A 12,554-nucleotide genomic window follows, 5' to 3' on the forward strand; every position below is an offset into this window, starting at 1 on the left:
CTAGGCAACTTGCTTTTTTTCCTTTTGTTCACTATTTCTGCTATGATAGTACAGACACATGAAGAGGAGGTCTGACATGGTTCTCACAATTACCATTCTTTTTTCATTATTTTATTTATACCAAATTAATAAAATGACATTTGCACTTTGCCAATCCAGAGAGATTCCTGAAGAAAAACAACCGAAAATTTATCGGACCGTTAATATTCTTATTACGATTCTCATTATGTCTTTATATGTGGAAGTTTTCTTCAGCGCTTAAAAGACTATGTAAGCCCACCCCTCAAGAGGAGTCGGGCTTTTTTTAATACAAGTATGCTGCACCTACAATAATCAATAAAATGAACAAAACAACAATTAGAGCAAAGCCGGATGTACCTGCTCCGCCTTGAGTGTAACCGCTCATGGAAGGCACCCCCTTTCACACTGTATCTTATGCGGAAGAATAAATAGACGGTTGGGCACATCTATAACGGGAACCTTTTTGTTTTTCAAACGTTTTATGCTATAGTGTTATCTTGAAACGATATTTAGAGATTAGGGGAGTTTTATAATGAAAAAGAAATTTTTAGCATTTACACTCGCAGCATCCGTTGTCGCACTATCTGCTTGTTCAGGCGGAGACAGCGAAGTCGTTATGTCATCTAAAGCGGGAGACGTAACAAAAGATGAGTTCTATCAAGAGATGAAAACATCTGTCGGTGAACAAGCATTACAAATGATCATTCTCGAAAAAGTACTTGAAGATAAGTATAAAGTGGATGATAAACAAGTAGATGCAGAGTTTGATAAGAATAAAGAACAGCTAGGTGAAAACTTTGAAGCGTTCTTAGCTCAACAAGGTCAAACACCTGACAGCTTCAAGAAAATGATTCGTTTAAACAAGCTCCAAGAAGCGGCTTTAACTGACGGCATCGAAGTATCCGATGAAGAGTTAAACAAACGTATCGAAGAAACACAAACAGAAATTAACGCTCGTCACATTTTAGTTGAAGATGAAGAGACAGCGAAAGAAGCAAAAGAGAAGCTAGATAAAGGGGAAGATTTTGCGAAAGTAGCAAAAGAATACTCTACAGATCCTGGTTCTAAAGAAGAAGGCGGAGAATTAGACTGGTTCGCTTACGGTGTTATGGTTCCAGAATTCTGGAGTGCAGCATACGACCTAGAGCCAGGCACGATTAGCGAACCTGTTCAATCTGATCACGGCTTCCACATTATCGAAGTAAAAGAAAAGCGTCAAAAAGAAGATAAAAAAATTACTGACGAAAAGAAAGATGAAATCCGTCAAGAGCTATTGATGGAAAAAGCAGACGAAAGCGAACTATTGGCTAAAGTATCCAAGTTAGTAGAAGACGCAGATGTCAAAATTAAAGATGAAGACTTAAAATCTGCATTAGACCTCTTCAAAATGGATGAGCAACCAGCACCTGAAGAAGAACCTATTGTAGAAGATCAAGACACTGACGCTGATGTTGAAGTAGAAGAAACTAAATAATAAAACAGACCATTCAATAAGCAAAAAAATAAACCAGGCAAAGAAAAACCACAAGTTTTTCTTTGCCTGATTTTTATTTATTTTTCCATAAAAATCGAATGCATAGATCTCAATTAAACACCAGACTCCACGAAAGTCGTCCGGCTAAAACAAAACGTAACGACCCCCCTTACGTCTGCCCTCATTCAAACGTTGGCTTATAAAACGAACGATTATCTAGCGGGAATACTCGCTCAGAAAACTCCCCAGGCGCCGTTTTCGACATTACCCGATTCAGCATATTCATCTTAGCATCAATATTATCAATATAATGAAGAATTTCAGCTTCTTTCAGCATCGGACGCTTCGGACTGCCCCACTCTTCCTTACCATGATGAGACAAAACCATATGTTGCAACAACATAAGTTCTTCCCCTTCAATTTCCAACTCTTCTCCCGCCTTGGAAATCTCATTCACCATAATCGTAATATGCCCTAACAAATTTCCTTCAATCGTATACTGCGTACCAACTGGACCTGATAGCTCTACGACTTTTCCAATATCATGAAGAATGATGCCTGCATACAGCAAATCTTTATTCAATGTCGGATACAACTCCGCAATTGCTTTTCCTAACTTCAACATCGAAACGACGTGATCGAGTAAACCCGTTACATAATCATGGTGATTCCTTGTAGCTGCAGGATACAACATGAAATCAGCTTGGTGCTTCTTCAAAAGATGTCGCGTCAAACGCTGAATCTGCGGATTTTTCATCTCAAAGAAGTATTGCATAAGCTCTTCAAAGAGCACTTCTTTACTCTTTTCCGCTGAAGGTACTAAATCCGCAATTGTCACACCTTCTTCTTCTTTTACCGGACGAATCGCTTTAATGCGCAGTTGGTTTTTCCCACGGTATTCGTGGACTTCACCGCCTACTTTGACGATGCTAGCTGCTTGATACATTTGCGCTTGTTCTTCGCCTGTGTCCCATAACTTCGCTTCGAGATCTCCACTTTTATCTTGGAGAATCAATGTCATGAAAGGGCTGCCTTGTTGAGTGACACCTTTTGTCGCCTGTTTAATCAATAAATACATGTCAACGGCCTCGCCGACTTGGTGTTCCATTAGTTTTTTCATTCATGAATCTCTCCTTCAGCTCATTTTCCAACCTCTATGACAGCTGTCTCTCCTGCCCATTTCGTCTTCATTTCCTCATGGCACGTGAAATAGATCAACTGATGAGAAGGCTGTATTTCTTTAAGTATTTCTATCATACGCGAAAGTCTTTCATTATCAAAGTGAACGAATGGGTCATCCATTATAATTGGAAACGGCGCGCGGTCTGCTAGTACAGATGCAAGTGCTAACCGTAACGAGAGATATGCTTGTTCTTTCGTTGCCTGACTCAGTTCGTTCATCATAAATGACTGTCCGCTTGTTGTCACGGCTTGGAAATAACCTTCTCCTGTTAACTGGAGTGTACTATACCGATTCCCCGTCAATCGACTGAACCACGTATTGGCAAGGTGCAAAACAGCAGGTAATTGATGCTCTTTCCAACTGCTCATCGTTTGACGTATAGATTCCATAACAGCTTTTCTAACCATCCATTGCTTGGCCAACTCATCCAATTCAGCTTTTTTCACTTCAAATAGTTGTTGTATTTCACTATACGTCTTACTCGATTCCATTTGTGCAAGTGCGTGATCTACTGTTGCTTGTTCATCGACAAGTACCGTTAGTTCTTTCCGAAGTGCTTGCAGACGCTCCGTCGTATCTGTACGTTTCCGTTCGAGTTCTGGCAATGTCCAGTCAAATAAAAGCGGTTCTTTTGAATATAAGGCAAGTTGCGAATGAATTTCCGCTAATTGGCGCTGTAACAATTGTGCGTCTTGAACTTGCTGATAAGCCGCATAGTATTGTTCTTTCTCTGAAACGTTTGTCAGACGGAAAAGTTCTCCGATTTCTTGATGGACAAGCTGTAATTGTGCATTCGCTTCTCCTAATTGATGATTGCACTCTTCAATCTGACGCTGGCGCTGGCGATTTTTTTCTTTATGCTCTTTTTGTTTTGTCAGTTCTCCACGTAATCTTTCGTAAAGAACGTCTGACGGAATAGGACCGAGCAATTCTTCAACTTGTTCAAGCAACTGTTGAATTTGCTGTTTGTTACTCGTTAATCGATTCTCCCATGTCCGTTGCTCATTCACAATATCTTGGTATTCACGCAGTAATCGGAAATTTTCCTGGATATTAGCTGTGCTGTCAATAGGATCTTGTCGGACAGCCTGTGTAAGAGCCAACCTCGACTGTTCTTTTTGATTGTAGACTTGCTCCAGCTCTGCCGCAAGTTTCTCTAATTTACGGTCGAGTCTCGTAATTTCCCTTTCCAACTGCTCACTTTGTCTTTCGTATTCATATATTCTATCTTTCAATCGTTCCAATTCTACTACAAGTGATTCATTTTGATTAATGAATGTCTCTTGCTCTCCTGATGAAACAGGATTCTTCTTTAAAATCCATAATGCACTGGCAACCGTTACTATGCCAATCCCTATAATAATCCAATCTTGCTGCCACACACCATATGCCCCAATGACGAGTCCCATGACAATAAAAAATAACGCAATGGGACGACTGGATGATGATGTACCTATAGCTACTCTTGCTTTCGCTTCATCCAGTTTCTTTTTCACAGTAGGTAGTTGTTTCAGTTTTTGGTATTCTGCTTCCGTTGGCCGTTGCTGAGCCAGCCATATTTTTTGTTGTTCCGCTTCTTGACGGTCACTCTCTGCTTCTGCCAGCATCCGATTGAGCGCCTGTACTTGCTGCTCAGCAGTTGTCTGCTCTTGCACTAATGGTTCTAATTGTCTCTCTCGTTGAATAGATACGTCCATCTCTTCAATAGCTAGTTGTTGTTCTTCCGTTACACCTAGTCGTTGCTTTGCTTGCTGGCGCTTCTTCTCCAACGTTCGAATTTCTTGTTCTGCTGATAAAACATCTCCACGCAAGCGGTGCCACTCTGCCTCTTGCGCCACCCAGCGCTCGATTTGTTGTTGCTCACTGTACGGTCGTACAGCAAACTCTTCTGCAATCTGCTGTTGTTCTTTCAACAGACGTTCCTTTTTTGAATGAAGTTCGCTTTGCTTACTCGCCAGTTCTTCATATCGCCGAATACCATCCGCTGGGAACTGTTTATGCACTATAGCATTCAGTTGCTCTTTCACTTGTTGCTGTTGTTGTTGCAATGGCAGTACTTGCATCGCGATACGCTGTTCTTCAACTTGCTCATATAATTGTTGTTCCTCTACACGTAATGCCTGCAATTGTTCATATACTTGTTGCTTCCGAAGTGTGAGCGGTTCAAAAGAAGAAAGCTTCTGCTGTTCTTTTTGTTTTTCTATTTCCAGTTCTTTTAATTCTTTTAGCTTTTGATTGATCAGCGGATTACGGCCGGCTTTTTTAAATAATCCCGCCAGCTCTTTATCCATCCTTTTTTCTATTTTCCACAATGTATCAAGACCTGTTGTCCCTGAAGCTAATAAAGTCCGGCTAATATCCTCTTCATCCATTTTCTCTAATCCTTGTAATTGAAATAATGAGAAGGAGAAAATTGCTTCAAATGCCGGACGATCATATCCGCGTAACAGACGTTTCAGTTCTTCCTCACTAGCAGTGCGCCCATCTTCATAATGAATTGTCACATCACCAGAAGATTTGCCACGAACCCGTTCAATCATCCAAGAACCAAATTCTTCGTCTGTCATATAAAGACACCCGCCATATTTCCCGCCTGTCTTCGGTTCATAACGAAGCTCTTGCTGATTTTTTTGAGGAAATCCAAATAGTATTTGGAGAATGGCTTGCTGAATCGTCGTCTTTCCTGCTTCATTCGGGCCATACAGCAAATTCATACCCGATTGAAAATTGATTTCTACATTCTCATGTTGACCGAATCCATAAAGAACTAGTTTTTGAATTTTCATATCAACTCTCCTTCAGTAATTCAGACGCTAATAATGCGCTTGCCTGCTGGTGCAATTGCTCTCTACCACTCGTCGTTAGCGGCTCTATATAGCGACCTACGCGATGGCTGTACAGCTCAGCCAACACGTCATCCCATTCGTCTGCCTGCCAGTTCTTCATCGTATCTACTACTGGGTCAACAAGCGAAGTCGAAAAATCATTAGCAGATAATGTCGGCCACTCAATCGCACGGATCCATACGAAGGGTTCTTGGAGAATATATTGTTCGCGCAAAATTTCAAGCCATTCCGATTCAGAAGAAGTCCGTTGTAAGGCAGTCGCCAAACTTTCTGTATCTGTCATGACAAGCTCTATAATGATATTTCCTATCTCCGCCGCTACATAGTCAATTGCTTTTTGACAGACCGCCACCCAGTCATCTGCATACTCAATCCCTTCACAAGATATCGTGAGTGTTGTAAAAACGATAGCGGAGGCCGGTACAAATGTCATAGAGGATTGATTACCTGATAGCGAGACATCGTAAAACCCTTTTACTCCTTGTTCATTTTTATGCCGCCCTTGTAAATTGCCCGGATACACAATTGGCGGGTTTTGTGCCAATACTTGACGTTTATGTATATGCCCGAGCGCCCAATACTGATAGTTTTTACGCTGAAGGTCGCTTATAGTAAATGGTGCGTATACTGCATGAGCGGAATCTCCCGCGACACTTCCGTGTAACATCCCGATATGTATTCCTTCGTCCGCTTGTTGGTAGTCTGCAATCATCGGCTCTCTTACGTGACGCTGCGGATAACTAAAACCGTGCAATGTAACAGTCTCTCCCCTGACAGTTAGTCGCTTTTGCTCAACTGTTTCCGCAAACACATGAACATTTTCCGGCAATGAAACCCGTGTCCATTTCCCCGCTAAATGATCGTGATTTCCATAGGATAAGAATACAGGTATTTGTGCTTGATCCAATCGTTTCATCCCTTGCTGAAAACGAATTTGCGCGCGTAAACTGCGATCTTCTCCATCGTATATATCCCCTACTATTACAATGAAATCAGGTTGTTGTTCGACTGCATAAGTAATCATTCGATCAAATGCTTGAAACGTTGATTGTTGGATTTTTTCTATTTCATCCGGACCACTTGCGGACATCCCTTTAAACGGACTGTCCAAATGCAGATCCGCTGTATGTAAAAAACGAATTGTCTCCATATACACATTCCTTTCACGAATACTCGTTCTCTATTTTACCATACTCAATCCGTTGCTGGATAGCACAGACAAAAGCCTGCCATCTTAATCGGATGACAGGCTTTTGAATTATTCTTTCCCAAGGCGAATCGCTTTCTTTATATCTTTCAATGAGCGAGAAGGTCCGTACATCAACACTCCGCCACGATACACTTTTGCTCCAAACCAGCCAAGAATACCGATTGTGACAATCAAAATGCCAATAGATAGTAACGGCTCCCAGAGTGGAAGATCCAATAAACCGACTCGTAAAAACATAACGAGTGGAGTGAAAAACGGAATAAAGGATGCAATTTTTAAATACCCCAATTCTGGATTACCGAGCCCTGTTGCTGCGATGATGAAAGCTGCCACGATAAGTAAAGACATTGGCATGATCATTTGCTGCACATCTTCCGTTCGACTAACAAGTGACCCGAGCAATGCCGCAAGCGTCGCATATAAAAAGTATCCAAGCAAGAAAAATACAACTGCATAGACGAGTGTGCTCATTTCCAAGTTTTTTAAACTGAAGAAAGCAGACAAGTCATTTTCCTCACTCACTGAAGATAGTTTATATGCAAGCAAACCTGCTACGCCATAGATCATAATCTGAACTATCCCTAGTGAACCAATCCCTAATACTTTAGCAAACATATGCTTCACTGGAGAAACACTTGAGATTAAAATCTCCATTACACGCGAAGATTTTTCTGTCGCCACTTCTGTCGCAATCATAGACGAATAAATAATTACCGCAAAGTAAATGACGAACATTAAAACATATACTAATACTCTGGCGGAATTTAACTCGTCTTCTGATTTAGCAGAATCAGAGATGTTCTGCTTTTCAAATTGTACCGATGTAAATAAAGTTGCTACTTGTTCAGTAGTCAATGACAATTGATCTGCATTTACTTCTGTCTGGATCGCCTGCAATGCATCTTGTAAAGCGGAAGGAACGTATTGATCGACCAAACTGCTCGTCGTATATATGGCATGAATTGTATTCGTTTCATCAATATTCACTTCTAAAAATGCGGTAATTTGTTCCTCTTCTACTCGTTTCTTTAGCTGTTCCACCGATTCAGTAGAACGTTCAATGACAATATCTTCTCTACTATTGTTCAATTGTTCTTCCAGCTGGTCTGCAAGTTTCCCACTTCCGTCTACAACCGCAACGATTTCCTCTTCACTATCCCCTATTAAGTTGCTCGCCGACTGAATGATGGTGGATAGGTTTGCGAAGAGGAAAATTCCTGCTACCATGATGAACGTAGTGATGAAGAATGATTTCGTTTTCGCTTTCGTAATAAAACTTTGCTTGAAAATAATCCAAAACTCACGCATTGTCCTCACCTACTTTTGCAATAAAAATATCTTGCAATGATGGTTCCTCTATTTCAAAATGGCGGATCGGTCCTTTTTGCAACGCCGCTTGTAACAATCGTTCAGCCACTGTATCACTGCCTACCTGAAACACCGCACCATCCAATGAATGATGTGCTACTTCGACACCTGCAATAGCATCCAAGTCATCCAAAGGGAAGTCTGCGCGAAGCCTGACATTCTGTTTGCCAAATGAACGTTTCACATCACGTAATTTTCCGCTGACTAATTGCTGACCTTGATGAATAATACTAAGTTGTTCACATAGTTCTTCTACATGATCCATGCGGTGGCTGGAGAAAAGGATCGTCGCTCCCCCATTACGAAAATCGATAATAGCTTTCTTCAGCATTTCGACGTTTACAGGATCTAGTCCCGAAAACGGTTCATCCAAAATTAATAATTTCGGATTATGCATGAGCGCAGCGATTACTTGGATTTTCTGCTGGTTCCCTTTCGATAATTCTTCTACTTTTTTATTCGTATAATGCGGAACTTCAAATCGCTCGAGCCAATTGAGGGCCGCTTGTTTGGCATCCGATTTATTCATACCACGCAATTGCCCGAGAAAGATCAGTTGTTCCTGCACTTTCATTTTCGGGTACAGTCCCCGTTCTTCTGGCAAATAGCCAATTTGCGGACTCGTGGCGTACGTGATCGGTTGATGGTTCCAAGCAATTGTCCCTTCTGTTGCGGTCAATAAACCAAGAATCATTCGGAATGTAGTCGTCTTTCCGGCTCCGTTCGCGCCTAAAAAGCCGTACATCGTTCCTTCTTCCACAGTTAACGATAGCTGATCTACCGCTGTGAAGTCACCAAATCGTTTAGTGACTTGTTGTAGCTGCAAGGCCATTTACATCGTCTCCTTTACATTCTGTCTAGTTGATTCTACGATTAAAAGAGAGAATTGTTTCATTTTTATTGAAACTCTTATAGAAACCGCTTACAATTAATACTGAATGACTATTCATCTCTTGGTATTGATTGAATTCCGGAGAAAAATTGATGGGGGCTATTATATGAAGACTTACAAATTGACTGCTTATGAGAAGGACGGTTCACTAATTACGGAGGAGACTTTTACTGCGGAGACGGACGAGGCGGCGAAGGAGCAAGGGCTTCAGTTGCTGACTGAGAAGGATTTACTGGAGCGCACACACCGCTTGGCGTCTCCTTTAGGCAAGTTGTTGCTGTTCCATTCGTAAACTGAAGACTATCCCCCTTTTTTTGGGGAGGGTAGTTTTTTTATTGCGATTTTGAGGATTTTGGAGTTAGTAAGGTTTCTGCTTTCTGTTACCGCTCCGGCGCGTTAAGGATTGCCTTTCGCCAGCACCGAAGTGACTACAATGAAACGATTACCTTCTAAAATGGGTAAACTTACTCAATAAGCTAGTAAACGAAAAGGATGTATACTCACTCTAGCGACGGTCTTTTTAATTAGCAGACAGAAAAGCGAGATTTTTCACGCATTATGTGATAAGCTAACTTCGTCAAGAAATCGTAAAAGGAAGTGACTCGTGTGAACATTGCTTTAATTGCGCATGATGAAAAAAAGGCAGAATTGGTGAATTTCACAATTGCTTACGAACAAATATTTGCCAAACACACTCTTTACGCTACAGGTACAACTGGATTGCGTATTATGGACGAAACGGATCTTTCCATCACGCGACTTATGTCCGGACCACTCGGTGGCGATCAACAAATCGGAGCGATGATTGCTACTGGAAAGCTAGACTTGATTTTATTTTTCCGTGATCCATTAACAGCACAGCCACATGAACCTGACGTTAGTGCTTTACTACGCCTATGCGATGTTTATGGAATTCCACTTGCGACGAACTTAGCTTCTGCGGAATTACTTCTGCGCGCAATTGAAAAAGGCTATTTCTCATGGAGAGAAACAGCTGCTAAATATCAATAATCATTGTCAACAGAGACAATACACATAGTAGGGGCTGTCCAGAAAGTCAGTGAGAACTGAGTTTCTGTGACAGCCCTTTTTCTCATGAAACGAATAGAAGAATCCTTTCTTCGCCGTTCCTTTCCGTTCCAGGCGGACGCGTTCGGGAGGGGTCGCCGCCTGGAACGAAAATCCACTCGATGTCTTGCTTCAAATAGGTACAAAAAAAATCGCCCTTTCTAGTAGAATAAAGTTACCAAACCCACTCTACGAAAGGACGATTTTTTATGCGCAATCCAAAGATACTTACGAACAGTATACCACAGAACAGCTCACTTTTTCTATAGAAGAACTTACGGCATCGTTCCGTGGCCTTGAAAAGGTTGATACGGAGTTCGGAATCTTTGCACTGGTTCACAGTTGAAAGTAGCGGGCATCCGCCGGCTACTTTCAACTGTGAACGACTACAAACCAAAATCAGGCAGAGAAAAACGATTCGTTTTTCTCTGCCTGATTTATTTTAGGGACTTATTGGACAGCCCCTATTTTTTATTGTCCCGTAAACGTTGGCTTTCGCTTTTCTACAAATGCCCGAATGCCTTCTTGGTGATCGGCAGTTTTACGCATCGTCGCCTGCGCCTGCGCTTCGAGCTCTACTACTTTCTCTAATTCCGCTACACCAACTGCATGTAAAATCTTTTTTGATGCTACCATAGAGGCTGTCGGGGAACTCAATAGTAATTGCGCACGTTGTTGAGCTATATTCCAAGCTTCTCCATCCGCGACGACTTGATCGATCAGGCCTATTTGCATGGCTCGCTTTCCATCCAATACTTCGCCTGACCAGATCAATTGCTTCGCCATCGTAGTGCCGACTCTTTCCTTCAGAAAGAAATGACCTCCGCCGTCTGGAACTAGTCCGATTCCAATAAAGTTCATAGCGATCTTACTTGTTTCTTCCGCTATAACGAAATCACATGCAATGGCAATGCTACATCCAAGGCCCGCCGCCGCACCATGTACGGAAGCGATAGTGATTTGAGGCATGCTGTACATTGCGAGAGCCAGTCTAGAGAGATCCACCATAATATCTTCCATCTTCATTGGACCATTTGGATCTAGCATCGCTTTTACATTTCCACCCGCAGAAAATGCGTGACCTGCTCCACGGAATAACACGATATGGACAGATGAATTATTCTTTAGAGTAGTTACAATATCCGCTAATTCCCTCATCATCACACCGTCCATTGCATTCATTACTTCAGGCTGATTAAATGTTATGGTTGCCAGTCTTCCTTGAATTTCTACTTCAATTTGTTTAGTCAAAAGTAATTCCCCCTTGTAGTGAATGGTGGTTCATTCATTATAGTATACACAATTATGAGAGCGTTTGCAGTACAAATTGAGTGTACATGTTTGAATTCTCCCGAGAGAAACCGGATGCTTTCCTGAGGGCACGCGGCGGACTCGCCAGTTCTTTCGGAAGAATCCTTGAGTTTGTGTCGGGAAGTCCGTTGATGTTGGTCCAGAAGTTGGAGTGGTGTAAGTGACTTCTCCTTTGATGGTGCAGAAAATGAGTGTACGTGTTAGGATTCTCCCTGCAGAACCGGACGCTTTCCTGAGGGGACGCGGCGGACTCGCCAAAAGTGCGTTGGCGATTACACCTGTCACGCTGATCCTCCAGGAGTCGCCGGTTCTTCCGGGAGAATCCTTGAGGTTGTGTCGGGAAGTCAGTTGGTGTTCGGACAGAAGTTGGTGTGGGATAAGTGACTTCTCCTTTGCAGTGCAGAAAAAGAGTGTACGTGCTAGGATTCTCCCGAGAGAAACCGGACGCTTTCCTGAGGGGACGCGGCGGACTCGCCAGAAGTGCTTTGGCGATTACGCCTGTCAAGTGCAAAGATGTACTCCTTCTCGCTGCGCTTCACTCGCAAAAGCCGTCCTTCGCAACGGCTCTTCCTGATCCTCCAGGAGTCGCCGGTTCTTCCGGGAGATTCCTTGAATTTGTGTTCGTAAGTCAGTTTGTATTCGTCCAGAAGTAGAGTATGGTAAGCTCTACTTCCTGAACAGTGTAGATAAAGCTTTGGATTGCCTGATTGAATACATATAGAGTCATTGCTTTTTTCACTCAGTTCGTCGAAACAGTCATAGTAGCTAGCAACACTTCACCGCTTTTCAACTTCAAAACGGTCGCATTGTATCAGACAAGTCTATTTAGTTGGTCTTTCACCACATACAAAGAATGATCGACCTGTCTTGCACACGCTAAGTTTCGGCTGAAGCTTACAGACGATCGACTCCGAGAGGATCAGGACGACAGGTGTAACTCGCAGTGCTTGACGGTCCACCGCGTCCCCTCCGGAAAGCGTATCGTCTGGAAGCGCAAGCCGCATGACTCTTCAAGTCAGCCTTACTCCATCTAATAAACGAACATGAAGTAGCAGACAAGCCCACGTATTCTTCACCCCTACAAAGAGTAATCAACCTGTCTTGCACACACAAAGTACGGCTTGCGCTGTCCAATCGCCATAGTCCAACTCGCTTTTAACTACATGAATGAGTGAATTGTA

11 protein-coding genes are annotated in these 12,554 nt (G+C 42.4%); 4 read left to right on the plus strand and 7 right to left on the minus strand.

Going from position 1 to position 12,554, the window contains the following annotated elements:
- Positions 1-76 precede the first annotated feature (76 nt).
- The gene (locus DV702_RS09165; protein WP_114924493.1) at positions 77-262 is read left to right on the plus strand and encodes a hypothetical protein; all 186 of its coding nucleotides are present in this window, start codon (positions 77-79) and stop codon (positions 260-262) included.
- 42 nt (positions 263-304) lie between these two features.
- On the opposite strand, the gene DV702_RS09170 is transcribed toward DV702_RS09165, so the two are convergent.
- A complete protein-coding gene (locus DV702_RS09170; protein ID WP_099689598.1) occupies positions 305-406 on the minus strand; it encodes a YjcZ family sporulation protein in 102 nt (33 codons plus the stop codon).
- Between the two features lie 147 nt (positions 407-553).
- Here DV702_RS09170 and DV702_RS09175 point away from each other — a divergent pair, with 147 nt between their 5' ends.
- Positions 554-1,495, plus strand: coding sequence for a peptidylprolyl isomerase (locus tag DV702_RS09175; RefSeq protein ID WP_114924494.1), 942 nt, complete (start codon positions 554-556; stop codon positions 1,493-1,495).
- Positions 1,496-1,676: 181 nt separating this feature from the next.
- Here DV702_RS09175 and yhaM read toward each other — a convergent pair whose 3' ends face one another.
- From yhaM to DV702_RS09200, 5 genes are all read right to left on the minus strand, one after another.
- Positions 1,677-2,615 (minus strand): 3'-5' exoribonuclease YhaM, encoded by a 939-nt coding sequence (gene yhaM / locus DV702_RS09180; RefSeq protein ID WP_114924495.1) that lies wholly within the window; start codon positions 2,613-2,615, stop codon positions 1,677-1,679.
- Between the two features lie 20 nt (positions 2,616-2,635).
- Positions 2,636-5,464, minus strand: a complete 2,829-nt coding sequence (locus DV702_RS09185) for an ATP-binding protein (protein ID WP_114924496.1) — start codon at positions 5,462-5,464, stop codon at positions 2,636-2,638.
- Between the two features lies 1 nt (position 5,465).
- Positions 5,466-6,674, minus strand: a complete 1,209-nt coding sequence (locus tag DV702_RS09190; protein WP_114924497.1) for a metallophosphoesterase family protein — start codon at positions 6,672-6,674, stop codon at positions 5,466-5,468.
- Between the two features lie 108 nt (positions 6,675-6,782).
- Complete coding sequence (locus DV702_RS09195; RefSeq protein WP_114924498.1) at positions 6,783-8,042, minus strand: ABC transporter permease; 1,260 nt, start codon at positions 8,040-8,042, stop codon at positions 6,783-6,785.
- A complete protein-coding gene (locus tag DV702_RS09200; RefSeq protein WP_114924499.1) occupies positions 8,035-8,934 on the minus strand; it encodes an ABC transporter ATP-binding protein in 900 nt (299 codons plus the stop codon). The genes DV702_RS09195 and DV702_RS09200 overlap by 8 nt, the downstream gene beginning before the upstream one ends.
- A 166-nt stretch (positions 8,935-9,100) precedes the next feature.
- Between DV702_RS09200 and DV702_RS09205 the strand changes: the two genes are divergently transcribed.
- Both DV702_RS09205 and mgsA read left to right on the plus strand, forming a co-directional pair.
- The gene (locus DV702_RS09205) at positions 9,101-9,286 is read left to right on the plus strand and encodes a YhzD family protein (protein WP_114924500.1); all 186 of its coding nucleotides are present in this window, start codon (positions 9,101-9,103) and stop codon (positions 9,284-9,286) included.
- A 314-nt stretch (positions 9,287-9,600) separates the two neighbouring features.
- Positions 9,601-10,005 (plus strand): methylglyoxal synthase, encoded by a 405-nt coding sequence (gene mgsA, locus DV702_RS09210; protein ID WP_205407157.1) that lies wholly within the window; start codon positions 9,601-9,603, stop codon positions 10,003-10,005.
- Between the two features lie 528 nt (positions 10,006-10,533).
- On the opposite strand, the gene DV702_RS09220 is transcribed toward mgsA, so the two are convergent.
- Positions 10,534-11,313: an enoyl-CoA hydratase gene (locus DV702_RS09220; protein WP_114924503.1), complete on the minus strand. Its 780-nt coding sequence runs from the start codon at positions 11,311-11,313 to the stop codon at positions 10,534-10,536.
- Between the last annotated feature and the right edge of the window lie 1,241 nt (positions 11,314-12,554).

The sequence above is a fragment of the Sporosarcina sp. PTS2304 genome, from assembly GCF_003351785.1.
Taxonomy (GTDB): domain Bacteria; phylum Bacillota; class Bacilli; order Bacillales_A; family Planococcaceae; genus Sporosarcina.

Coding starts and splice junctions, on each gene's coding strand:
- DV702_RS09165 (WP_114924493.1), top strand. CDS start 77: ATGGTTCTCACAATTACCATTCTTTTTTCATTATTTTATTTATACCAA.
- DV702_RS09170 (WP_099689598.1), bottom strand. CDS start 406: ATGAGCGGTTACACTCAAGGCGGAGCAGGTACATCCGGCTTTGCTCTA.
- DV702_RS09175 (WP_114924494.1), top strand. CDS start 554: ATGAAAAAGAAATTTTTAGCATTTACACTCGCAGCATCCGTTGTCGCA.
- yhaM (WP_114924495.1), bottom strand. CDS start 2,615: ATGAAAAAACTAATGGAACACCAAGTCGGCGAGGCCGTTGACATGTAT.
- DV702_RS09185 (WP_114924496.1), bottom strand. CDS start 5,464: ATGAAAATTCAAAAACTAGTTCTTTATGGATTCGGTCAACATGAGAAT.
- DV702_RS09190 (WP_114924497.1), bottom strand. CDS start 6,674: ATGGAGACAATTCGTTTTTTACATACAGCGGATCTGCATTTGGACAGT.
- DV702_RS09195 (WP_114924498.1), bottom strand. CDS start 8,042: ATGCGTGAGTTTTGGATTATTTTCAAGCAAAGTTTTATTACGAAAGCG.
- DV702_RS09200 (WP_114924499.1), bottom strand. CDS start 8,934: ATGGCCTTGCAGCTACAACAAGTCACTAAACGATTTGGTGACTTCACA.
- DV702_RS09205 (WP_114924500.1), top strand. CDS start 9,101: ATGAAGACTTACAAATTGACTGCTTATGAGAAGGACGGTTCACTAATT.